Below are 23,600 nucleotides of genomic sequence, written 5' to 3'. Positions count from 1 at the left end.
TCAGGCCTCCTCTATTTCTGTGGTTCTCGGCAGGCAGAGAAAATCCCGGCCACTGCACAATATCAGGTCGACGCCCCGGGGATAGAGGCCATGGTTATGTTGCGAGAAGGGCAAGAATCCGGCACCAATCTCAGGCGCAATCGCTCGCGTGTTCTGAATACCCGGTCCTCTCAGGATCAGGTTCGGCCCGCCTTGCAGGGTAGGGATCTCGATGATCAGAGTGGCACTGTTTTCTGGTTCCTCCTCAGTCCCGATGGGGAAAACGTGATCCTCCCAAGACCAATCCGTCGCAACAGCAAAGACAGCATCTTTGGGAGGGACCACTGGGGCGTAACAGCGTGTTCTGAGCCAATGTTCCGCTGCGGCATCGGGATACGCCAGGGCAACCGGGGTATCCGCGTCCAGCAGGGTATGTAAGATGGTCGTGCAGGCGGGCCGGAAAGGCGATTCCCCAGCAGAGTCCGGCAGCGTCATGCGTTGCCCTGGGCAGGACATGGCTTCCAGGAGCATCCGAAAGGTCTGTTGGCAATCCAATGCCATCATGACCGCATGGTTTCCATTGTGAAGAACTGCACACGACTATGTTGATTCTCCTGCTTTATCTGCGTTTCGCGGGTTGTACGAAGGATCATGAGCGGGACGATGATTCGATCCCACAAGGACGATTGTCGCTCCGGATGTTGAAGCAGGGCATCCAGTTTGGCGGCGATTTCCGCATGGGCAAGATTATCGCCGAGGACATAGGCCAAACCCATGTAGCCTTGATTGTCCTGCACTATGCAGCGGGTGACCGTACATTCTCCCAAAGGAAAGGGATCACCCAGACCGCCCATGCGTCCATGGACCATGATCAGGCCGGTTTCGGGCGAATTGACAGGAGTAAACTCCGGCCAGCATTCGACACCCGCCGCAACATCCGCCAAGTCGGAGAACATTGCATGAGCGATTTCCGACATCCAGCGAGCGCGCATGCTGGTCAGATCGGTGGGGTTGGTCGGCGCTTCATCGAATTTCATCTGAACCGTTCCAAAGTATCTAGATGTCTATACAATATGGGTGCGAATATGCCGTGTCAAGTATCTGCATCTGGGGCCCTCTTCTGCATTTCTTGAGCGCTAATCCGCTATGGCCACAGCTACACGGATATTCGGCTCCGCCACTTCTGAAACTTCCTCTAGACTACGAATACCGGGCTCCATATCGCGCCCCAGCAGCAAGGTCACCAGTAAACCCACCAGCGCCGTAACAGCCAGAATCAGCATCAGCCAACCATTACCTACCGCTGCATGCACGCTGGGCAGCAGAAAAACGGAGGTCGTCGCCGCCACGCGGGAACAGGCCGTCGCCAGGCCATGGGCTGAGGCGCGTAGATCCGTTGGGAAAATCTCTACCGGCAGGAGCCAAGTCGTGGTGGCTGGCCCAAAATTGTTGAAGAACGTGTACCCGAAGATAGTGACAATGAGCAGCCAGATCGGGGGATGCATGTAGAGTGCTACCAGACCCAGGACACCCAGAAAAAACGCATTCAGCGCAAAACCCGCGATTTGCGGAAAAACTCTACCAATCCGACGTGTGCTCAGTGCCAGGGACGCGATACCGCACAAAGCGATGAGATCGAAGAGCACATTCCACACCAAGGCATCCGTGTGAGAGTGGATGCCGAAGCCCTCCAGCAAGATAGGCAGATACACGATCAAACCATAAACACTGATATCCACCATCATCCAAGGTATGACTACCAACAGTGTGCGCCGTAACCATTGCGGAGCAAACAAAGTGGCCCAGGCGCGTATCTGGACGAGTTCTGGAGCCTGCCTTTGAAGGGCTTCACGAAGGCTTTGCGCATCCACTTCCGGCGACATGCTCTGAAGCACCTGAATCGCCTCTTCCGGTCGGTTATGCGCGATATACCAGCGCGGAGTCTCAGGAAGGTTGCGCCGCAACCAGAGTACTGCCAGAGCGGGAAACGCGCCGCTAATAAACATCCAGCGCCAGGCATTCGGACCGGCCTGTAGCAGCACCAACCCAACGACTGCGGAAACCACAGCACCAATCATCCACAAGGTAAATGCCCAAGAGAGTCCTGCTCCTCTCTGCGCTTTGGGCATGAATTCTGCGATGTAGCTCGAACTCAAGGGATAATCCATACCTACACCGACACCCAGAAAGAAGCGGAAAATGATCAGGGAGGACACATCCCAAGCAACACCGGAGAGCAGGGCCGCCATAAAAAATGCTGCCACGTCAATCAGGTAAAGCACTTTGCGGCCCAAAAGATCCGCAATGCGCCCACCCACCAGACCACCAAGTGCCGCGCCTGCCAGCGTTGCCGCGCCCAGCAAGCCGGTAGCCACCGCCGACAGATGCCAGTCAGGTTTCAGCAAAAGCAGGGCGACAGCGATGATGGACAAATCATAACCATCAAGAAAAATGCCCAAACCAGCGGCCAGAACGATTCGGCGGTGTTGTTTGTTGATCTTCAGATCATCGAGTAGCGCATGGATTGTGTGCATTGGGATTTCCTTACTCGCTGAAGGGGCTGCGGTAGTAGCTACAGGACGGGAACGCGGACGCTGCGTATGATATAAGCCATGACATCCTGGAAATCCGGTAGCGGCTTTCCGGGGTCTTTGGCATGGTCGTCCCAGCGGCGCAGGCGAATGGCATCGGCACTGAAGCATGTTTTTTCAAAGGCCGCACACTCTCCCGCGGACATCGCTCCGCCCTGGAGTACCAGGCTTCGTTGAGAAACCAAGGAGAGGGACGCAGGATAGCTCGGTTCGGTCGCGCACAAGTAACGTTTTGCTGCAACGTGCCAGCGAATCGGTTCGGTTACCGATGGTGGAAACCACTGCCCCAACCAGTTGGCCCCGATCTCCTCATGTTGGGCATCGGTGCCACTCTGAAATTTGTCCCGCCCGTTCAGATCGATGAGATGGCCAATATCATGGAGGAATGCGGCGCTTACCAGATGCCCCTCCGCACTCGCCGCAATGGCATTCTGCGCACATAGCAGCGCGTGCCGCGTCTGCGATACTGCTTCGTAACCGTCGTACCATTGCCGGCTGCCGGGGCCGTCGAAAAGGGCGCGGATGTGTTCGGCAACAGCTTTGCGTGCGGCGGCGTCATTTTCAATGGCAGATGCTTCCATGTCAGTCTCCAAAAACCAAAAAGTAACGGAACTTTTCCTCAACTACCGTGGGCGGAGAGATGCACCAACACATCGAACGTCATGGGATGTTGGGGCATTTTCCGGATAAATGGTGGGAAGCTGGTGTCCTCCACGGCCTTCAAGGCGGCGCGATCGATGGCGCCGATTCCACTGCTCCGGGCAACCTGCGCAGAGAGCAGATGCCCTGACGGCGTCAGGCGAAAGGAAATCGTAGCAGTGCCGCTTACATGCATCATCCGGACGGAATCCGGCACGCGGGCATTGGCCTGTACTCGCGTACGCAGCATGGCCGCGTAGGTGTTTATGGCCGACTGGCGCGCTGCCGGACTTGGAGCGGGTGGCGGTGGTGGCGCGGGCGGTGTTACCGGCGGCGTGTATACTGGCGCCTGCGGTACGGCCTTTTTGGCGAGCAGCGGTTGGGGCGGTAGCGGATGATGTACCACCGGATGTGGAATCGGCCTTGGTATAGGTGGTCTGGGCACGGGTTTCGGAACAGGCTTTGGATGCACCACGGGTTTCGGTGGCGGGGGCACCGGTTTGGGCTTGGGTGGTGCCGGTTTCATCATGTGAATCGCCATAATCTTGGGCTTTGGTTTGACCGTCACCGGCTGCGATAGATGGGAATATATCAATCCCCCAATCATCAGTGCCTCTATAATGGCACCGATCATCAGCGCCCGTCCGAAGTGATCCTTCCTGAACTTCGGGGGCTGAACCGGGGAAGAAAGGGAGGTGGCTGCATTCATACGCTCTCAATGTCCTTGCATAGGTCTGGTCGTGGCACGGAATATTTGGTGATTTTTGCGGTTGCATGGTTTGTTCAATGGAGTTTTCCTTCGTTGGCTTCATAGCTGGCGATGGTCGCCCCATGGACTTGGGCATAGTGATGTAGGTAGGCCATAAAATGGTCATAGCTCTTGACCCCCTTGCTGGCGATCCATTCCTGCTTCAACTGCTCCGGACCGCTGACCTTGAGCAGCGAAGTGGGGGTATAGGCGTTCGCCGCACTAACCGGCGCCAGACGCCGCCCGTGGGGATCGGTATGCGCCTTCAACCATTCCGCAGTCAGCATATGACCGGTGGCCCCAGCCTCTCTTCTGAGCAATGTTCGATTGCTGCATTTACCCGGATTGAAAGACACCGGCACCTGAATCGGAAGCACCGCCGGCGTCGGCGCGAAATCCGGATGATCTGTCCAGATACCCGCAATGACCGAGGCATTGGCATCCCACTGGGACATGGGCGGCAGACCCAAGGTTGCTTCAATGGTTTTGACGATATTCACCTGGGAATTCAGATGCGTTTCCAGCACGCCTTTTTTGACCCAGGGGCTGATGACCAGCGCAAAAGTGCGATGACCATTGATATGATCGGCACCGGACTGCGCATCGTCCTCGGTCAGGAAAATCGCCATATGCTTCCATTGCGGCGTCGTGGACAGGTAATGGATGAATTTGGCTGTGGCGTAATCGTTATTGGCTACGTAATAATCTGGCGCGTAATAGCAGGGAGACAAGCCTGCAGTGTGGTCGTCCGGTATCCAGATATAAATGAAATGCGGAAATTTTACGCCCGGATGGGCCTTCAGCCAGTGTTCGGCCAGTCTCACACGAGCCGTATCCAGAATCATCCGATCCCAATAGGGATAACGGACATCCATATGCTGCAGTAGGCCAGAACGAATGACACCATCCCGGCGTCGCGTCACGTTCTCGCCAAAATCCTCGAAACGGATATGATGTTCCAAAAGATCATTGAACAAATAGAGCTTTTCAGGATAGCTGATCCAGGGGTTGGTATGATCTCCCAGCGGCTGATAGATATCATAGGGGTTGTGTGCGCCCTGTGCGGTGGGCTTGAGGGAAGAGCTACCGCCGGGACCGGCGTTCCAGAGCAAACCGCGGTTAGAATAATATTCGGGCCACAAGCGCTGCACCACATCGGAATCCGAAGCGCCATCGGTCCACTGATGACCCTGTGCGGTGACTTCCCCGTCGGCCATGAAATTCCCGAACAGCGCATAATGATGGGCCAGATTATACAAGTTGGGCAATTCTTTCTGATTATACAGATCAAAATGTGGATCCGCCCATTTGCCAGCCGCCGTGTAATCCCCTAAATCTTCATCAAAGGTCTTATTTTCACGCAGGATGAATACAACGTAGTGAATATGCTTGCGCAGATAGGTGGTGGTTTTGACATTTCCCTCGTGACGGGCGCTGCGCTGGGCCGACGTAAAACCATCGTTGTGCAAAGACTTCTCGGTCCAATCGGCCAGATGGGCCGGGATTTCCTGGAGAGCCACCTTTTGGATCACCCCGTGCATCATATTGCCGATATACTGCCACTGTAGATTGGGCCCGGCACCCAGACCCTTGGCACAGCTGATATATAAGGCACCATTCGCCACCGTCAGGCTGGTCGGGTACCAGGCCGTGGGAATCAGGCCCAGACGCTTTCCCGTTCGGATGTCATACACCGCCACATCATTATTACCGGCGTTGGCGATATAGAGCTTGCCATCGGCAACCGCAAGTCCATCCGGATAGCTACCGGGAGGGGCGTCGGGATAGGGGCTGTCGTCCACCACCTGCAGCGGGCGCAAGTTTTGCGTATCGACTTCCACCACCTTGTCGACATTGGCGTCGGCCACAAAGACGTCGGGACTGTCGGGCACCGCAACCATCGCCGTAGGGTGCACACCCGCCGCCACTGTTGACGGGCCGACCGCCGGCCCAGTGGGAATTTCGCCCAGAACCTTCAGGCGTTGCCGGTCCAGCACCACAACGCCGTTGCCTGCCCAGTCGCTGACCACCAACCGCTGCCCGTTATCGGCCAGAGCCACCGCAAAGGGATAGGCACCGACATTGACGTATTCGGTCTTGCCACTGGCGATACTGATACGTGCCAGACTGTTGGCGAGCATCCCCGTCACATAGAGATGCTTATTCTGGGGACCGACGACCACCGAGTCCGGGTAAAAGAGATATTTCTTCTGCTGGTTCCCCTGATACTGATAGGGATATTGATCCTTCGGAAAAGCCTGCCACTGCAAAGGATACCGATGAATCACCTCAACCTTGCCCTGCACACTGCGCAAAGCCACCACCTGATCAGAATCACCTCCTGTAGCGTAGAAGGTTCCATCCGGACCGGCAGTAAGCCCTTGGAAAAAGTCGCTGTGCGAAATGACCGAACTGGGAATGGCTTGGGAATCGCTCTCGGCGGCAAGCGTGGCTTTGGCCTGGGCAATTTTAAGTGCAACGCCTTCTTTTGGAATATACACCACGCCTGCCGCACCCGCATGTTGCGGATTGATCGCGATACCGCTACCATCAGGTGTTGCGTAAGCCATCGGTTGAACGGGTGCCACTTTCGAAAACGCTGCCAGGCGATCTACCCGCCGAAGATTATTCCCGTCATAAAACGTAATGGTTTGAAAAGGTGTTGCACCGTTAGCCAGCACGGCAATACGATTGCCATCTGCTGCTACCATCGTGGGGAAATTCGGGGTGCCGTTGATTGCGCCGACCGGCGTCACTATGCGGCCCGTGGGCAACGTGGCGGTGTAATTTGCTATATTTTGTGAGTCAAGTTGAACCGAACTCAAAACATGCCGATTCAGGGGGTTGGCCAAGGCAGAGGGTAAGTAACACAGCGGTCCTGCAAGGATGACGCAGATCACCGCCTTCGCGATCATATTATTCATTAGTCTTACTCCAAGAAAAGCCGCACTGCTCCATCAGACCGCCCTCGCCACGGCTGACGCCACCTTCGGGGCGACCGCCTGCAAAATATTCTCCCTGTTATCGGGCATCGGGTGACCGTCCATGCTGTTGAGCAATATGGTCTTCACCGAATCCAGTTGCAGCAGGATCTGCCGCACCTGATTATTGAAGGCATTGAAAGCCACCAGGCCGGTCATGGCGACGAACAGGCCGGTGGCGGTGGCGACCAGGGCATCCGCCACCCCGCCCGTCACCGCGGTAGGTGCGTGCCCTGGTGCGGTCAATACGGAGAAAGCGTGAAACATGCCGATGATAGTACCGAAGAGGCCCAGCAGCGGCGCCAGGGTGATGATGGTGTCCAACAGCCACAGACGGCGATCCAGTTGCGGCGCCATGATCAGGATGCTCTCCTCCAGGCGACTGGCGAGAGGATCGCCCAGCACATATCCCGAATGGATCACCGCCGTCTTCAGCAGGGCGGCCTCGGGCAAATCTCCGGCCTCATCCGCAAGTCTCTGCAGGGTTTCCCGATCCAGGCGACCGTGCTGGGCGATCTCTCGAACGAATAGCGAGCCGCGCAGGATGGTGCGGCGCAGATACCAGAACCGGTCGACAATGACGCCAAGGGCGACCACAAGAAGGCCGGCCAGTATATAGAGCACGCCGTCAGAGTAATTGGCGAGGTGGATGAGGTAAGCGGTATTCATCAATCAAGACTCCTGAAATATCAGAAAGAGGCGGCGCCAAAGCGCGGCGCAGAGAACAGAACTGCGCGCCCAGGGCGGCCTTGCAACGGTGCAGGTCACGCTGACCCGAAAGATCGATCCGCTATAGGCGGATAACCGACCCTGCAAGGCTTGGGTAGTCCATGGGTTTCGCTCAAGCACCACCGGCGGGTGTGCCTGGCTTTGTATTACGCTGTTCATGCGGCTATCTCTTACATAAAGTGGAGGCCTTTTGCCTCCTGGAATGGTGCCCATGCTAGCAGCCTCATGTGACAGCAGTGCGTCACGGAGGTGACTTTTTTGTGACAATATGCACGGTTGCCTTCCGCGCTGGCGAACGTGCTGTGGATGTTCATGGGTGAGCTGTGATAGGATTTCAGACAATAGCGAAGGAGCCCGGTTCTGCCGGGTTTTTTGTCACTATTTCTCGGTTTCTTTGACGGAGCTAGGGGGTTGGCATGGCGACGCAACGGCGTTGGGCGTGGTTGGCGGTAGTGGGCGTGGTAGCAGTTCTGCCGCTTGGTGGTTGTGTGGCGCTTCTCGCGGCCGGGGCTGGTGGTGGGGCCGTGGCCTATGTGGAAAATGGCGGGGTCGCCAATTTCTACGCCTACTATCCGACGTCGGTGACGCGGGTCAGTGCAGCGTCGAAGGCGGCGTTCCGAGAAATGGGCATCCACTATAACGGCGAAATCCGCAAGAGTCCGTCCGAGTATCTGATCGAGGGTACCACCATGAACGGCCAGACCGCCAAGGTAACGCTGACTTCCATGGCCACGGATGTTACCAAGGTCAACATCCGTATCGGGACTTTTGGCGACAAGCCACTATCTTTGCGGTTCCAGAAGCTGCTTTCGCAACAGCTGGGCATGGCCGCCAGTCCTCAGGCTCCGACGGGGGCGGTATTGCCTCAGGCCAGCAGTCAGCCAGCGACGCCACAGCAGCCGCAACAGCAAACCATCCCACTTCAGTAATTCACTGATCTTCCATGCCTGGTTGGAGTAGCGGAGACCACTGCGGTCTCCGCAAATCCTGTGTATTGCGGTACATATGTCGCTGGGCTTTTGTCATAAAATTGTCATTTTAGTTTCATGATAATGTCATATTGTGGGTATATCCTGTCATAAGGTCCAGTTTCGGCAGGAAACCATGATGGCCATACCGCAAGGCAGCACAACGAATAACAATGTGGAAATGGATCCGCTTTATCAGGCACGCATTCTGCTGCTGGCAGAGACGGCGCCACCGAGCGGGCTTATATTCCGTCTGCAGGGATCGGGCGCTTTCCTGCGCACGACGAGCACAATGAATGACGCCTTTCAGCTTGTTACAGGATGGCACCCGGCCTTGTTCATTCTGCAGGACTGGTCTGCCCGATTTGCGCCGTGGCTCATGGAATTAAGTGCTTACCCGGCTTGTGCCGGTTTGCCGGTGCTGGCTATCGGGATGGATGGTGATGCAAATGCCATGTCCGCCCTGGATGCCGGCGCGAGCGCGTATGTCTCGACTCCGTATAGCGAGACGTTGTTGCTGGCGCAGGCATCGGCGCTGCTGAAAAAAAACCAGCACTGGAAATGCCTCCCGGTAGAGCAGGGATCGCTGATCCAAGTCAACCCGGGAAGCTGTCGGGTATGGGTGAATGGTGAAGAAATACGTCTGAGCCGACGACTTTTCCGGTTTCTGCACTATTTGGCATTGCACCCGGATCGGACCTTCTCGTCCCGCGAAATTGCCAATGTATTGACCGATGGCCGCAGCCTCATCCAGGAAAATTCGGTGGCGGCTCAGGTGCATCGTTTGCGCAAATGTCTGGAAAAGGCCGGTGCTGCGGAGTGGCTGGAAACGGTACATGGGTTTGGGTATCGCCTGAGTTTGCCGCCGAAAAACGCCATTGATGTAAATTTGTCATAACAGGTTCATAAAACTGTCACATTGATTTGCTATGGTACCGCCTTCGGTTAGAGAGGGAGTCCTTATGAACCTGCAATATCTCATTCACCTCGCCAACTATTCAGATGGCGTTCTCTACGTGCTTGGCGCGCTGTTATTGGTCGAACTGTCCGTTATCGTGGACCGGTTCTGGTTTTTGCGGCGCACCATCCTGCGTGGACTGATCTTTGTGCATGAACTGGGTAGCCATGGTCGCCTGGATCGTGACACACTGAATCAGATGGCTGATGGGGCGAGTGATCTGCCCGAAGCCGCGCTGCTGCGTATGGCTGCCTCCCATCATGGGCAGGTGAAAGGCGAAGGCCTTGCCAGTCGTCTCGAAGAAAGCGTGCTGGTGTTGGCGCCGCAACTGGATCGCCGTCTGTGGTTGCTCGACACTATCATCACCTTGGCGCCGCTGCTGGGTTTGTTCGGCACGATTATCGGTATGTTCCACGCTTTTTCAGTGCTGGCCACTCCGGGACATGCGCCTACGGCGGTCACCGGCGGTGTGGCTGACGCGCTGGTCGCCACGGCAACTGGGCTGTTCATCGCCATGCTCGGTCTGATGGCTTTCAATGCCTTCAACAATCAGGTGCGGCAGATTCTCCTGCAACTGGATTCCGTAAAGACCATGCTGCTCAATCGGATGGACGGTCAACCCATGATCACCCCGGACAACAGTGACAAGCAACGCAGTGAAATGTTGTCCGTGGCGAGGGCCAGCTGATGGAGCGCCGTTACTTCGAGCAGAAGAAGGGCCGGGTGGAGATCATTCCCATGATCGACATCATGCTCTTCCTGCTGGTGTTTTTTATCATGATCACGCTGCAAATGATCCCCGACAAAGGACTGAGCCTGCAGTTGCCCAGGTCCAGCCAGGCGCAGCAGCTTCCGCGCCCGCACTATACCATCAATATCGATAAGGATGGGTCGGTGGATGTGAAGGGTCATCACTATGATCTGGACGACCTGCAGAAAATGCTCGCCGGTGATGGTAACCCTGCCAAGACCCAGATCACCATCGCTGCCGATAAAGGCGTGCCTTTTCAGGATTTCGTTCATGTGATGGATCGCTGCCAGAAGGCAGGAGTGAGCGATATCGGGATTGCCGCGAAAGCGAGTGGTTAGGAAAAACAAGGAAGGTAATCGGTGAATACAATCGTTGGCAGTCCAACCTGGACGCCGCCGCCACTAAATACGAATAAAGAGCATTTTGGCCGGGCATTGTTGGTCGGTGCGGTATTGGAGGCGTTGCTGGTGGGCGGATTGATCTGGGTGGGAAGTAATACGCCACCCCCCAAGCCGGTCATAAAGAAGATTATTGCAATTCACATGGTACGGCCGGTTCCGCCCAAGCCAAAGCCGGTACCGCCGCCGCCAAAGCCGATAGTGCATCCCAAGCCGCTGCCGCGTCCCGTTCCGTTGCCGAAACCAGTGGTGCATCAGGTGCCTGTACCGAAGCCGCTGATAGCCAAAACACCGTTGCCTCTCGCGCCGGTGGCACCGCCCAGGCCGCCGGTGGTCCTGCCGCCACCACCGCCGCCCGCGCCCAGCATGGCCGCACGTCAGGCGGCGTTAGCCGAATACGCAGCCTTGGTGCGGGCCCAGGTCCAGGCGGATGCCCATGTGCCCGAAGCTATCCGCCTGATGCATTTAAGCGGCACTGCGGTCATCACATTCCGGCTTGCGCCTTCGGGTCGATTGCAGTGGGCGAAAATTTCCCGGTCCAGCGGGGCGGGGCCCATCGATAGGGCGGCATTGAAATCAGTGAAAGAAGGACAGTACCCGCCCTTCTCCAAAGATATGCCGAAGCATGCCACCAATTTTACGGTAGAGGTGCATTTGTCAGGACGCGCTTCCTAGTATCCGCCGACTATATGGGCGGATACTTACCAATCGTTAATGGAATCAGGAGTTTTTTCATGGAGCGACAGAATCGCCGGCAGTTTTTGAAGCGGCTGGGGCTGGGGAGTGGTGCAGTTGTCGCTGCTCCGCATCTGCTGGGGGTGGCACGTGCGGCAGGCGTCAGTGGGGAGAGTCTCCTGCGCCAGAAGATCGAGCATGTGGTGGTGATCTTTCAGGAAAATCGCAGTTTCGATCACTACTTCGGTACTTTTCAGCCGAAAAACGGGCAGCAGGTCGTCAACCTGTTGGATGGGCAGGGACAGTTGGATCCGCGTTTCCTCGGTTTACAGAAAAACCCCGCGGGCATCGCTTATGATAATCTTCCGTTACCTGCGGAAATTCCTGGTTTCCAGAATGTGCAGTTGCCGAACCAGCCTTTTCACATGGCACCCTATATTCCGGCCAGGGGCAATGTGCACTGGGATCCTGCGCATCGCTTTTTCCGTATGATGGCGGAAGTGCACAACGGCAAAATGGATCGCTTCGTGGCCCTGGCGGGTAGCAGCAAAACCCTTTTGTCGCGGGATGAATTCAGGAAAATGAGCCCCGAGCAGATCGCCTTCGATCTGGCCCGCCCCAGCGGCCCGGTGCTAGGATATTATACCGGTGAGGATTTGCCCTTCTATCATCAGGTGGCGCACCAGTACACGCTTTTTGACCATTTCTTTCAGGCCATGAGCGGTGGCAGCACCGGTAATGCGCTTTATCTGGCGGCCGCCCGTTCCTGTATCCATCCTCATGCACCCAGGGAGGTCTGTGCGCCCTTCGATCCGAAGGAGGCGGGTCTGGAGCACCGTTTCTTTGATCTGCCCTATGACCACCAAAAAGTGCTGGTCAACGACCTGCCGCCGCTGCAGGGACCAACCAACGCGGATGCCGTGAAAGCGCTGAAGATATCTCCGCCGCCGGAGGCGCAGACCTACGACAATATCGGTGACCGTCTGGATGGCGCCAGAGTATCCTGGGCCTGGTATAACGAAAATTGGAACCGGGTGAAGCCATGGGCGCTCAAGACCGCGTTTGGTCCCGGCGATGGCTCGGCGGTGATCGACACGGGTCAGCTGTATGTGGCCCACCATAATCCCTTCCAGTACTACCCGCGCTGGCCAGAATATGTGAAGAACGGTCACATGCGCGATAGCGAAGACTTTCTCGCCGATGCCCATGCCGGCAAGCTGCCCGGTGTTTCCTTTGTCAGGGCCAGTGCCGCCCATGACGAACACCCGGCTGACTGCGCACCCGCCTATGGTATGGAATGGGTGGAGCAGCTGGTGCGCGCCGCTGCGGATGGTCCGGCCTGGGACAAAACCGCTATCTTCATTACCTATGACGAAGGTGGTGGCTTTTGGGATTCGCTGCCGCCTAAAGTGGTGGACGACTATGGATTTGGCACCCGTATTCCGGCCCTGCTCATCAGCCCCTGGGCGCGGCAAGGGTTGGTGGATCACCACCTCGCCAGTACGGCGAGCATCCTCAAATTCATCGAAACCCGTTTCGGTCTGCAACCCCTCAACCAACGCGACGCCGACGCGTATGACCTGATGGGGGCTTTTGACTGGGATCAGCGGCCCCAAGGTTTTCGCATCTGATGCTTACGCGGCCGGTGCGATGACTTTCTCCAGTGCGAGGAGGTACAACCCGTTGACTCTGGGGATGCCGTAGCGAACGTCATCCGGGAAGGGCAGGGTGGCGCCGGTAAGCCGATAGCCGCGCCGCTGATAATATTCCGCCAGTTCCGGACGTTGTTTGATGATCCACAGGCGCATGCGCGTCGCCTGCCAGGTTTCCCGGGAATATTGCTCCGCCGTACGGAGCAGTGCTTTGGCGATACCCTGATTCTGCCACGCCGGAGTCACGGAAAGCATTCCGCACTCGGCGACCGTCGCTGTGGCAAGTTGTACATGACAGCAGGCGATGATCTCGTCTTCTTTCGTGGCCACCAGGAAACCACTGTCCGGTTTGTCGGAGAGTTTTTCCAGCATCGCCACGTCACAACGCTGGCCGCCCAGCAAATCCGCTTCTGTAGTCCATCCATCTTTGGCAGCATCGCCTCGATATACACTATTGATGAGCGCGCAAAGGGCGATCATTTCTGCTTTTTGCGCCATACGGAAAGAATACAGCGACTTTGAATGTGCCATCTTGATGTCCTTACCTTGTGATCTTGTTGTCATTTGTCATGATTTTGTTGTTGCAATCCTGCGCGGTTGCAGAGGAATTGATGACAAGTTTTATCATGAGTAGGATATTATCATGTGACTTGTATGTGGATAACATATGTAATGCCAACCATGTTCCGTATGGATATGAACAGTTGCGGAGTGTAAAATATGGCGGAAACTTCATTGCCGCGCAGGCGAAGTGCACCGGTTTTTGTCGGTGCCAGCGTGGCGGCCAAGTCCTAAAGTCAGATTGGTCTCTGCAGGTTATCCGGCCGCCTTACGGTCACCGGGTTGCTCAGGGGATCAGGGACGCCCCGGCACTGACCATATCCCCGGTCGCCGATGCGGTATCAGAGACGGCAGCACAGCCCGCCAGTGATCCGAAAATAACGAGGAGGCCTGCGGTGCGCATCATGAAACCGATGATATGGATTTTATGAACCATGGAAAATACTCTTGGATAACGTGAATAACCGGCCCCGATAACTGTTGTTATTCATTGATGTCTCATGAAACTTGTCTTTAACTGTTTAACATGTCCATGGATTTCCAGCAAGCGGAAAATCTCTATAAGATCTATTTGGATGCTGTGGCGGAAGGGGTATCAGGCGGTACTACCCCGCGCATGAGCAAGATCGGGATAACCATCCTTTAACCAAAGCCCCGGCAGTTCTTCCAGAATCTCCCGTACCAGCCCGGGTCCGCGGAAAATCAGGCCGCTGTAGACTTGTACCAGGCTGGCCCCGGCCAGAATTTTGGCATAAGCGTCTGCCGCGCTCAGAATGCCGCCGACGCCAATGATGGGCACCTGTCCCTGGGTCGCACGATAGAGTTGCGCGATGACGGCATTGGATTGCTGCAGCAATGGTGCACCGCTCAGGCCCCCGCTTTCGGAGAGTCCGGGTTGAGAGGCCGGGCGTTCTATGGTGGTATTGGTGGCGATGAAACCATTCACCAGAGGTGCCGTGCCTAAGGCCAGACTACCGATGGCGTTGAGATCATCGTTGTCCAGATCCGGTGCGATCTTGAGGAGCAGAGGCAGGGGCGGGCGCTGATGCTGTAGGGCCAGACGCTGGTTGGCTGCGGCGACGGCCTTGAGCAGTCCCCGTAAGGCTTCTTCACCCTGCAGCAAGCGCAAACCCGGCGTGTTGGGTGAACTGACATTGATGCAGAGATAGTCGCCATAGTGAAAGAGCAACTCCAGCGCGGCGACATAGTCGTCCTGCGCCCGCTCCAGCGGGGTGTCCTTGTTTTTGCCGAGATTGATGCCGATAGGCACCGGATGGCCAGGTAATGCTGCCAGTCTTCGGGCAACCGCCGCAGCCCCTTCACCGGGGAAACCCATGCGGTTGATGACCGCCTGCTGCGCCGGATAACGAAAGACCCGGGGGCGCGGATTACCAGGCTGCGGGCGCGGGGTCACTGTGCCGATTTCGATGAAGCCGAAGCCGAGAGCGGGGAGCGCGGCGGTGGCGCGGGCATCCTTGTCATAGCCGGCGGCGAGGCCGACGGGATTGGCAAAATGCAGGCCCCAAAAGTCCTGCGCCAGACGCGGGTCGTGGGCGGTGTAGCGCCGGGCCACACGGGCGAGGCCACGTGGCATGTGTCCCAGTGCTTCCAGCGCCGCGATACTCAGGGTGTGGGCGCGCTCCGGGTCCAGCGTAAAAAGCAGAGGGCGCAGCAGGCCGTAGCTCATGCCCAATTCCTGGGTGTGAGGAAGTCTTCCTTGAGGCGGGCTTCGGGGCTACCGGCTTCGCCCTGCCAGTCGTAGGCCCAGGCCGCCAGGGGCGGCAGGGACATCAGGATACTTTCGGTGCGCCCGCCGGATTGCAGGCCGAAGAGGGTGCCGCGGTCATAGACGAGGTTGAATTCCACGTAGCGCCCCCGGCGCAGGAGTTGAAATTGGCGCTCGCGTTCACCGTAGGCCAGGTCCCGGCGCCGGGCGACGATGGGCAGATAGCTGTCGAGGAAGCTGTTGGCCATATCCTCCCAGAAGGCCTGCAGGAGACCGGCATCACCATGGAGATCGTCGAAAAAGATACCACCGATACCGCGCATTTCCTGACGGTGCCTGATGGTGAAGTAGTCGTCGCACCAGGTTTTGAAGCGCGGATAAAAGCCTGGGTCGTGACGATCACAGGCGGTTTTGAGAATACCGTGGAAGTGCCGGGCGTCTTCCTCAAAGCCGTAGATCGGCGTCAGGTCGGCGCCGCCACCGAACCACCACACTGGTCCCGCCGAGAAAAATCGGTAGTTCATGTGAACGATGGGGACATAGGGGTTGCGGGAATGCAGTACTAGAGAGATGCCAAGGGCGGTGAAGGTCTGTCCCGCCAGTTCAGGGCGATGTGCGGTAGCTGAGGGGGGAAGCTGGTCGCCATGGACTTTGGAGAAGTTGACCCCGCCTTTTTCCAGCAGAGCGCCGTCGGCAATAACCCGGGTTCGCCCACCGCCACCGCCGGGCCGTTCCCAAAGATCTTCGCGGAATTTCGCCGCGCCGTCTGCTGCTTCCAGGGCGTTGCAGATGCGATCCTGCAAGCCGCGGAGAAAGTTTTCCATTTCATCCAGGGATGGTTGTTGCATGATTTCACTCCCGTAAGACACGACCGCTGCGGGCATCGACAATGCGGCTGGGATGATGTTGCCCCCCCAACCGTGCTGGCAGTACCCACAGAGAGCGGCCAAAATAGCGGTATAAGGTGCGCAGGTCACGGGCCGGTTGTTTCCCTGCCGGATTGGCACTGGTGGAGACCATGGCGCCGCCGAAGACCCGCGACAACGCGACGATAGCGGGATGGCTACTGATCCGCACCGCAACGCCCGCATGGCGTCCGCGTATCCAGAAGGGGACCTGGGGCGTGGCCGGGAGCACCAGCGTCGTGCCGGGCCAGAATCGCGCCAGCAGCGCCTGATCTGTACCTTGCGCAGACCAGTAACGCCGGGTTTCGGCTGTCCGGCCGGCCACCAGAAGAACGCCTTTAAACCGTGGCCGCCCCTTCAGGGCCAGAATTCGGTGCAGGGCGCGGCGCCGGCGCGGGTCACAGCCCAGCCCCCAGACCCCTTCCGTGGGATAGGCGATGACCCCGCCGCGCCGTATATGCGCAACCCCTCGGCGAATATCCTGACGACGCGGATGGCGGGGCAGCATCAGCCGGAAACGGCGTCAGGCACGCCGCAGGCCGCGGTGGCCGATGTCGTGCCGGTACTGCAAGCCCCGCCAGCGGATATCGGCGACGGCCGCATAGGCACGTTGTTGCGCGATCGCCAGATTTTCTCCCAACGCCGTGACGCCCAGCACCCGCCCACCCGCGGTGATGACGGTGCCGTCACGCGCCTGAGTTCCGGCATGAAAGATTTTGACAGTATCCCCCTGCGTCTCGTCGAGACCGCAGATGGGGTCACCCGTCTGTGGATGATCGGGATAACCGTCAGCCGCCAATACGACGCAGAGGGCAGCGCGACTGTCCCAGTCGAGAGCCGTCGGTAGCAGATCGCCGCGGGCCGCGGTCAGCAGAAGCGTATAGAGGTCGGACCGCAAGCGCATCATCAGCGGCTGTGTCTCGGGATCGCCCAGTCGGCAGTTGAATTCCAGCACCTTGGGTCCGGTGGGGCCGATCATCAGACCGGCATAGAGAAACCCGCAGTAGGGCGTGCGATCTGTCATCAATCCTTGCGCTGCCGGGCGCATCACTTCGCGCAACACCCGCTCGCTCATGGCGGTATCAAGGATGGGGGTGGGGGAATAGGCACCCATGCCGCCAGTATTGGGACCCTGATCGCCGTCCAGCAGACGCTTGTGGTCTTGCGACCCCGCCAGCGGCAACACCTGACCATCCACCACGATGGCGATGAAGCTGGCTTCCTCCCCCTCCAGAAATTCTTCGATGACGATAGGACCCCATTTCAGGAACTGGTGCACCGCTGCTTCCGCTTCGGCCCGCTCCACAGCCACGACGACTCCTTTGCCGGCGGCGAGGCCGTCGGCTTTGACCACTACCGGCAACGGCTGGTCACGCAGGTAGCCAAGGGCCGCGTCGGTATCGTCAAAACGTCCGTAACGGGCGGTAGGGATACCGTGCCGCACCATGAAGGATTTAGCGTGGGCCTTGCTACCCTCTAGCATCGCCCCGGCGGCGTTGGGACCAAAGACGGGAATGCCAGCCCGGCGCAGCGCATCACCTACACCCGCCACCAGTGGGGCTTCGGGGCCGATGACCACCAGCGTGACGTTCAACGCACGGGCGGCAGCGACCACCTGGTCGGCATCCGTCGGCTTCAGGGCCAGATTGTGGACTTTGGCCTCGGCCGCCGTACCGGGATTGCCGGGCATACAGTAGACTTTCGCTACCTCCGCCGACTGGGCCAGCTTCCAGGCGATGGCATGTTCGCGTCCGCCACTGCCGAGGACCATGACTTTCGCGCCCATCTGCGCTCCCTCCTCAACCATGTCGGAAATGGCGCACGCCGGTGAAGACCATGGCGATGCCGTGTTCATTGGCGCTGGCGATGACTTCTTCATCGCGGATGGAGCCGCCGGGTTGAATGATCGCCTTTACGCCCGCAGCCGCCGCCGCATCGATCCCATCGCGGAAGGGGAAGAACGCGTCAGAAGCCAGCGCTGCCCCGTGCAGATCGAAGCCCAGTTCCAGGGCCTTGGCTACGCCGCATCTGGCCGCGTCCACCCGGCTCATCTGTCCTGCACCGATGCCGACGGTCTGGCCTTCTCGGCCATAGACAATGGCGTTGGAGCGCACGTATTTACCGACCCGCCAGACAAAGGCGAGATCACGGGCTTCCTGTACCGTCGGTGCGCGTTCCGAGACCACTTTCCAGTCCGTTTCCGCTTCCATGGCCTGGTCAAAGTTCTGTACCAACAACCCCCCCCGCACACGCTTGTAATCCCAGCCTGTCCGCCGCCAGGCGCGGCCATCGTCAAAGGCGAGCACCCGCAGGTTTTTCCTTTTGGCCAGAATGGGCCGGGCATCGGGCAAAATAGCGGGCGCCAGTACCATCTCGATGAACTGATCGCTAATGAGTTCGGCAGTCTGTGCATCCAGCGGCCGGTTACAGGCGACGATGCCGCCGAAGGCGGATATCGGATCGCCGGCCCATGCGCGCTGATAGGCACCGAGCAGATCCGGCCCCACGGCCACGCCGCAGGGATTGCCATGCTTCACCACGCAACAGGCGGGTTCGGCAAATTCCATCACCAGCGCGACGGCGGCATCACCGTCCCCGATATTGTTGTAAGACAGTTCCTTGCCTTGCAACTGATGGGCGTCCGCCAGTCCGCCGCCGCTGCCATCGCGGTAGAAGGCGGCGGCCTGATGAGGATTTTCGCCGTAGCGCAGATCCTGCGCTTTCTTAAATTGCAGGGACAGAGTCTGCGGGAAGGTTGTCCGGTTGCCATCGGGACCCAGGCTGGAGAGATAGTTGGCGATAGCACCGTCATAGCGCGCCGTGTGGGCGAAGACCTTGGTGGCCAGGCGGAAGCGGGTACTGGCGCCGACGCCGCCGTAACTCTGTTCCATTTCCTGCAACACAGCGGCATAGTCATCGGGGTCGACGAGGACAGTGACGCCCTCCCAGTTCTTCGCCGCCGCACGGAGCATGGTCGGGCCGCCGATATCGATGTTTTCCATGGCTTCTTCCAGTGTGCAATCGGCACTGGCGATGGTCTCGGCGAAGGGGTAGAGATTGACGCAGAGGAGATCGATCGCGGGGATGCCGTACTCGGCCATCTGCCGGGTGTGGCTGCTGTCGTCGCGCTTCGCCAGCAGTCCGCCGTGGATTTTGGGGTGCAGGGTTTTGAGGCGGCCCTCCAGTAGTTCCGGGAAACCCGTGTAGTCGCCCACTTCCTGCACCGCGACACCATCGGCCATCAGAGCTTTGGCGGTACCGCCGGTAGAGAGTATCTCTACCCCAAAATCCTGCAACCGCCGGGCAAATTCTACAACGCCCCGCTTGTCGGAAACGCTGATGAGCGCCCTTGTAATCTCACCCATAAATCCCACGGCCTCCGAAAAAGTGGCAGTCCAAACTAAAAAAGGTACGATCAGGAGACCTGTCGTACCCAAACCTCCTGATGGAGGGAGCGTTTTGCTCACGCCCATGCAAACGCACGCATCGGCGGAATGAGGCCATTGTAAAAGAGCCTCCATTGGGATGCAAGTATGCTGCGGACAACGCCGTCCTCGACAGATCTATGCGGATAATCTAATATTTCCGGGACTCCTTGGTATGGAAGGCGGGCTATGTCCGAGCATGTGATACTGGCGGCCGTGGATGGTTCGGAAAATGCCCTGCTGGCCGCAGCGGTGGCTGCGCGCTTTACCCACTTGTTAGGTGGTCATCTGGGTCTGGTGACGACCTTGCAGGTGCCGACGGTGCCCCTGGGGTTTGGCGGTGGGCTTTTTTCCAGCGATCTCAAAAACCGGCTGCTGGCGGATGCTCGCATCGAGGCGGAAGAAAACCTGCGAGGTGTCGCAGAGCGTATACAGGAACACTGTGGCATTCTCCTGCCGGAATACTATCTGGTCGAAGGTGCTCCCGAGGTGGAAATCCCCAGGTTGGTGGAGCAGGATCCGCATATCATCATGGTGGTGGTGGGCCAGCGTGGCTATGGCACCGAGAGCAGACCCCTTGGTCTGCCGCATTTGCTGGGTGGCCTGGGCGCCAAACTGAGTCTGACGTTGAAGGTGCCGGTCCTGATGGTTCCGCCCGACACTCCATTGGATCAGATCTGTGCCGGCGTGATGGTTTCTGTCAGATCTTCCGGGGACGCGTAAGTTGGAGCTTTTCCTCCCGGTCGCCCACATGGCGGTAAATATCTGGCTGATCATCGGCTTTGGTCTGATCGTCGGGTTTCTCTCGGGTTTGACGGGGGTCGGTGGCGGTTTTCTGATCACCCCGCTGTTGATTTTTGTCGGTGTGCCACCCCTCGTGGCGGTAGGCACCGGCGCGGCGCAAATCGTTGGGGCGTCGGCTGTCGGCAGTTATGCGCACTGGCGTATGGGCAACGTAGACATGCGCATGGCCTTCATCCTCCTCGCCGGGAGCTGGATGGGCGGACTGCTGGGTGTGCATGTGGCCCGTATCCTGGATGCGTCCGGGTATTTTGGACTGGTGGTCACCTTCCTCTACGTCGGCCTGCTGGGATTTATCGGCATCTCCATGCTCGTGGAGTCGACCCTCGCCATGCGTTGGGGCCATCATCCCGGTAAAAACAAAAAGAAAGCGCGGGCAGGGATTCCCTGGCTGGATCGATTGCCCTGGCGGATGGAATTCCCCGTTTCCGGACTGCGCCTTTCCATTCTGGCACCGGTACTGCTGGGTTTCGTGGTGGGAATCATGGCGGCGCTGATGGGGGTGGGCGGCGGTTTCGTCATGGTCCCGATCATGCTGTATCTGCTCAAGATGCCGACCAGGGTGGTGGTAGGGACTTCGCTATTTCAGTTGCTGTTTACCAGCGCGGAAGTGGGCATTTTGCAGGCCGGCATGAACCACGCCGTTGATCCTTACCTGGTCCTGGCGCTGGTGCTGGGCTCCATATTCGGGACGCAGTTCGGCGCCCGGCTGGGGGCGCTGATGCGTGGGGAGCAGTTGCGTCTGGTGCTGGCGCTGGTGGTTATGGGCGTCGCCATCAAGATGGGGCTGGGGCTGGTGATTCCGCCCGAGCACCTCTACAGCATGGCACGAGTGGTTTAGATGCGTCTGGTAAACCTTTGCCTCATGGGTCTCGCCGCGCTGGTGACGGCATGGGTGACACCCGTGCTGGCGGCGGAACCTCTGGTGGTCGGCACCAGTAACGACCTGGTGAAGGTCACCAGCCATTTTACGGGGCGGGAACTGCTGGTTTACGGTGCGCTCTCCCAACCGGGGCAGGTGATTGTCCTGCTGCGCTCTCCCGCGGCTACCGAGGCCATGTCACGCAAAACCCGGACTGGGCCCATTTGGCTGACGGGCGCCAGGGTGACGGTGACAGGTGCCCCCGGTATCTGGGAGATGCTCTCCTCAGCGCCCGCAGACCAGTTGCTCCCCTTGGCGACCCGGCAGTTGCTGGGTCTGGACCCCGGCCATCTGTCCCGGCAGGCCAGCTATCAGCCGGAGCCGGCGGACGTGGCTGCGTGGCAGCAGGCTTTTCTCAAGAACAAACTGCGCCGTGGTGATTATGTGGTGCAGTCGCAAGGGGTGCATATCGAGGGTGGACAACTTTTTTCGGCCCGTATGGCCCTGCCGGCTTCTCTGCCTTTGGGGCGCTATACCCTGGATACTTTCCTGGTCCGTCACGGTCAGGTGGTGGCCAGGCAGGAACAACATATCGAGGTACAACAGACCGGCTTCCAGGCCTGGATCGCCCGTTTCGCCAGCCAGGATGGCTGGCTCTACGGTATCGTACTGACCCTGACGCTGGCTGCCATGGGGCTCGGCCTGGGTATCGTCATGCAGCGGCGTCTGAACTGACTTCTCCGTGTGCTCACAGATCAGCCATTCCTGGAGGCGTTTAAAAGAAATGGCAAACTGCTATAATATTTTGATTTGGGTATTTTAACATTCTATCGGGCTGCGCAAATGTTGGCCGATGCCACTTCCATCAGGAGTTCATAATGTCCCAGTTGCTCTATGACAACGGAACGCATAAATGCATAGCCTTCACCGACCTGGTGGAAGGTGAGGGGATTCAGGCCAACCAGTTCCTCATCGTCAACAATGGCGAAGGGATGCTGCTCGACCCCGGCGGTAACCTCACGTACAAAAATCTGCTGGCGGAAATGGCGAGCTATTTCCTGCCGGCGCATCTCGATTATGTATTTGCCTCTCATGAGGATCCGGATATCGTCGCTTCTGCCAACGGCTGGCTGCTGATCACCGACGCGAAGATTCTCATCGCCAATGAATGGACCCGTTTTCTGCCGCACTTCTGTTCCAAGGGGATGACCGCAGGGCGGGTCATCGGTATTCCAGCGCAGGGCATGAGGGTCAATCTGGCGGGGCAGGAACTCTTTGTCGTGCCCGCGCATTATATGCATTCGGTGGGCAACTTCCAGGTTTACGATCCGGTAAGCAAGATTCTGTTCTCCGGAGATCTGGGCGCCAACCTGGTCAGTGGGCATGATGCTGCCAAGGTAATTGAAGGTGCGGAAGCGTTTGCGGCACATCGTGCGGCAACCTCCATGGATGGCTTCCACCGCCGTTATATGGGTGGCCAGAAGGTCTGCAGGCTCTGGACCAATATGGCGCGGGGCATGGACATCGAATGGATCGTGCCGCAACACGGCGCTTCCTTCAAGGGGCGGGAAACGGTCCTGGCTTTCCTCGACTGGTTCGAGGGGCTGGAATCCGGACCTGATCTGTTGACCCAGAAGGATTTTCAATTTCCTATTCCCGAGAATCTCTGAAAGAGGTGCATCTTGAATCAGGGCATGTTTGACGATCTCAATGCGCAGCTAGATGCCATGTCGCCGGAAATACAGGGCGCCGCGCTGATTTCCAATGAAGGAGCGGTGATTTTCCAGGAGGGAGAAACGATAGCGGACCAGCGTCTTATCGGTATCGCCGGGGCTGCCATTATGCGTCTCGCGGAGCATATCAGCTCTGGTCTTGCCGAATGTCCGGCACAGGAGATCAGCGTTCGCTGTGACAGGCATACGGCACTTTTTATGCCGGTGGGAGCGGATGCGCTCCTGATGCTGGTACTCTCGGCAGATACGGATACGCGTCCATTGGCGAGGGCTATCCCCGGTATGGTATCTGCATTGGGCTAAAGAATTCTGTCGTAAGCATGCTGCCCAGCCGGGCTGAAAAATCACGCTGATAAACACGTCATAATGGTCCCAGGCTGAGACCCAGTCTCCAGCCGGTCCAGCGCGTGTCCGTCCCGCGGACCTTAGGAAGACTCAGGGCCAGCACCATGGACGGCGTCCTGCGGATGGAATATTGATAATTTAATCGTGTATGCCAGCAGAATCGGTGAATGTTC

The 23,600-nt window shown here is 58.2% G+C and carries 25 protein-coding genes; 11 read left to right on the top strand and 14 right to left on the bottom strand.

All coding sequences use genetic code 11. The annotated features are described in order from the left end of the window. The 7 genes from phnH to AFE_RS10465 form a co-directional block, all read right to left on the bottom strand. Complete coding sequence (gene phnH / locus AFE_RS10495; RefSeq protein WP_012537099.1) at window positions 1–543, bottom strand: phosphonate C-P lyase system protein PhnH; 543 nt, start codon at window positions 541–543, stop codon at window positions 1–3. Further along, window positions 540–1,016 carry a phosphonate C-P lyase system protein PhnG gene (phnG, locus tag AFE_RS10490; protein WP_009566199.1) on the bottom strand — a complete coding sequence of 159 codons (477 nt, stop codon included), beginning with the start codon at window positions 1,014–1,016 and terminating at the stop codon, window positions 540–542. Before phnG ends, phnH begins: the two co-directional genes overlap by 4 nt. A 99-nt stretch (window positions 1,017–1,115) precedes the next feature. Next, window positions 1,116–2,513, bottom strand: a complete 1,398-nt coding sequence (locus AFE_RS10485; protein WP_012537098.1) for an MFS transporter — start codon at window positions 2,511–2,513, stop codon at window positions 1,116–1,118. Between the two features lie 38 nt (window positions 2,514–2,551). After that, on the bottom strand, window positions 2,552–3,151 hold the full coding sequence (locus AFE_RS10480; RefSeq protein ID WP_009561136.1) for a phosphonate degradation HD-domain oxygenase: 600 nt from the start codon (window positions 3,149–3,151) through the stop codon (window positions 2,552–2,554). A 38-nt stretch (window positions 3,152–3,189) separates the two neighbouring features. Then, window positions 3,190–3,918 (bottom strand): energy transducer TonB, encoded by a 729-nt coding sequence (locus tag AFE_RS10475; RefSeq protein WP_012607369.1) that lies wholly within the window; start codon window positions 3,916–3,918, stop codon window positions 3,190–3,192. A 74-nt stretch (window positions 3,919–3,992) separates the two neighbouring features. After that, the gene (locus tag AFE_RS10470; RefSeq protein WP_012537096.1) at window positions 3,993–6,881 is read right to left on the bottom strand and encodes a bifunctional YncE family protein/alkaline phosphatase family protein; all 2,889 of its coding nucleotides are present in this window, start codon (window positions 6,879–6,881) and stop codon (window positions 3,993–3,995) included. A 33-nt stretch (window positions 6,882–6,914) separates the two neighbouring features. Next, window positions 6,915–7,607 carry a MotA/TolQ/ExbB proton channel family protein gene (locus AFE_RS10465; protein WP_012537095.1) on the bottom strand — a complete coding sequence of 231 codons (693 nt, stop codon included), beginning with the start codon at window positions 7,605–7,607 and terminating at the stop codon, window positions 6,915–6,917. Between the two features lie 476 nt (window positions 7,608–8,083). Here AFE_RS10465 and AFE_RS10460 point away from each other — a divergent pair, with 476 nt between their 5' ends. The 6 genes from AFE_RS10460 (at window position 8,084) to AFE_RS10435 (ending at window position 13,048) form a co-directional block, all read left to right on the top strand. Further along, complete coding sequence (locus tag AFE_RS10460) at window positions 8,084–8,596, top strand: DUF3568 family protein (RefSeq protein ID WP_012537094.1); 513 nt, start codon at window positions 8,084–8,086, stop codon at window positions 8,594–8,596. Window positions 8,597–8,771: 175 nt separating this feature from the next. Further along, window positions 8,772–9,533, top strand: coding sequence for a winged helix-turn-helix transcriptional regulator (locus AFE_RS10455; protein WP_111122613.1), 762 nt, complete (start codon window positions 8,772–8,774; stop codon window positions 9,531–9,533). Between the two features lie 64 nt (window positions 9,534–9,597). After that, entirely contained in the window at window positions 9,598–10,281 is a 684-nt protein-coding gene (locus AFE_RS10450; RefSeq protein ID WP_009564717.1) for a MotA/TolQ/ExbB proton channel family protein, read from the top strand. Then, the gene (locus AFE_RS10445) at window positions 10,281–10,682 is read left to right on the top strand and encodes an ExbD/TolR family protein (RefSeq protein ID WP_012537092.1); all 402 of its coding nucleotides are present in this window, start codon (window positions 10,281–10,283) and stop codon (window positions 10,680–10,682) included. The genes AFE_RS10450 and AFE_RS10445 overlap by 1 nt, the downstream gene beginning before the upstream one ends. Window positions 10,683–10,703: 21 nt before the next feature. Continuing rightward, window positions 10,704–11,417, top strand: coding sequence for a TonB family protein (locus tag AFE_RS10440; RefSeq protein ID WP_012537091.1), 714 nt, complete (start codon window positions 10,704–10,706; stop codon window positions 11,415–11,417). 59 nt (window positions 11,418–11,476) lie between these two features. Beyond that, window positions 11,477–13,048: an alkaline phosphatase family protein gene (locus AFE_RS10435; RefSeq protein ID WP_012607367.1), complete on the top strand. Its 1,572-nt coding sequence runs from the start codon at window positions 11,477–11,479 to the stop codon at window positions 13,046–13,048. A gap of 3 nt (window positions 13,049–13,051) precedes the next feature. Here AFE_RS10435 and AFE_RS10430 read toward each other — a convergent pair whose 3' ends face one another. The 7 genes from AFE_RS10430 to purH form a co-directional block, all read right to left on the bottom strand. Next, window positions 13,052–13,600, bottom strand: a complete 549-nt coding sequence (locus tag AFE_RS10430; protein WP_009561437.1) for a GNAT family N-acetyltransferase — start codon at window positions 13,598–13,600, stop codon at window positions 13,052–13,054. 316 nt (window positions 13,601–13,916) lie between these two features. Continuing rightward, window positions 13,917–14,066 carry a hypothetical protein gene (locus AFE_RS16535; protein ID WP_009567670.1) on the bottom strand — a complete coding sequence of 50 codons (150 nt, stop codon included), beginning with the start codon at window positions 14,064–14,066 and terminating at the stop codon, window positions 13,917–13,919. A 159-nt stretch (window positions 14,067–14,225) separates the two neighbouring features. Next, on the bottom strand, window positions 14,226–15,317 hold the full coding sequence (locus AFE_RS10425) for a quinone-dependent dihydroorotate dehydrogenase (RefSeq protein ID WP_012537089.1): 1,092 nt from the start codon (window positions 15,315–15,317) through the stop codon (window positions 14,226–14,228). Beyond that, a complete protein-coding gene (hemF, locus tag AFE_RS10420) occupies window positions 15,314–16,204 on the bottom strand; it encodes an oxygen-dependent coproporphyrinogen oxidase (RefSeq protein ID WP_012537088.1) in 891 nt (296 codons plus the stop codon). The genes AFE_RS10425 and hemF overlap by 4 nt, the downstream gene beginning before the upstream one ends. Window positions 16,205–16,208: 4 nt before the next feature. Continuing rightward, a complete protein-coding gene (locus AFE_RS10415) occupies window positions 16,209–16,769 on the bottom strand; it encodes an L-threonylcarbamoyladenylate synthase (RefSeq protein ID WP_012537087.1) in 561 nt (186 codons plus the stop codon). 15 nt (window positions 16,770–16,784) lie between these two features. Beyond that, window positions 16,785–18,047, bottom strand: coding sequence for a phosphoribosylamine--glycine ligase (gene purD, locus AFE_RS10410; RefSeq protein WP_009561285.1), 1,263 nt, complete (start codon window positions 18,045–18,047; stop codon window positions 16,785–16,787). A gap of 13 nt (window positions 18,048–18,060) precedes the next feature. Then, on the bottom strand, window positions 18,061–19,626 hold the full coding sequence (purH, locus tag AFE_RS10405) for a bifunctional phosphoribosylaminoimidazolecarboxamide formyltransferase/IMP cyclohydrolase (RefSeq protein WP_012537086.1): 1,566 nt from the start codon (window positions 19,624–19,626) through the stop codon (window positions 18,061–18,063). Between the two features lie 249 nt (window positions 19,627–19,875). Between purH and AFE_RS10400 the strand changes: the two genes are divergently transcribed. The 5 genes from AFE_RS10400 to AFE_RS10380 all read left to right on the top strand — a co-directional run bounded on the left by AFE_RS10400 (window position 19,876) and on the right by AFE_RS10380 (window position 23,385). Further along, a complete protein-coding gene (locus tag AFE_RS10400; protein ID WP_009562362.1) occupies window positions 19,876–20,409 on the top strand; it encodes a universal stress protein in 534 nt (177 codons plus the stop codon). Window positions 20,410–20,437: 28 nt separating this feature from the next. Next, complete coding sequence (locus AFE_RS10395; RefSeq protein ID WP_009562361.1) at window positions 20,438–21,328, top strand: sulfite exporter TauE/SafE family protein; 891 nt, start codon at window positions 20,438–20,440, stop codon at window positions 21,326–21,328. Further along, window positions 21,329–22,084: a TIGR02186 family protein gene (locus tag AFE_RS10390; RefSeq protein ID WP_009562360.1), complete on the top strand. Its 756-nt coding sequence runs from the start codon at window positions 21,329–21,331 to the stop codon at window positions 22,082–22,084. It abuts the gene before it with no gap. Window positions 22,085–22,227: 143 nt separating this feature from the next. Then, window positions 22,228–23,019: an oxygen-binding di-iron domain-containing protein gene (locus AFE_RS10385; protein ID WP_012537084.1), complete on the top strand. Its 792-nt coding sequence runs from the start codon at window positions 22,228–22,230 to the stop codon at window positions 23,017–23,019. Between the two features lie 12 nt (window positions 23,020–23,031). Then, window positions 23,032–23,385, top strand: a complete 354-nt coding sequence (locus AFE_RS10380; protein WP_009568258.1) for a roadblock/LC7 domain-containing protein — start codon at window positions 23,032–23,034, stop codon at window positions 23,383–23,385. The last annotated feature ends 215 nt before the right edge of the window (window positions 23,386–23,600 follow it).

Source organism: Acidithiobacillus ferrooxidans ATCC 23270 (assembly GCF_000021485.1).
Classification (GTDB): domain Bacteria; phylum Pseudomonadota; class Gammaproteobacteria; order Acidithiobacillales; family Acidithiobacillaceae; genus Acidithiobacillus; species Acidithiobacillus ferrooxidans.
This window is presented reverse-complemented; position numbering and strand designations above follow the sequence as displayed.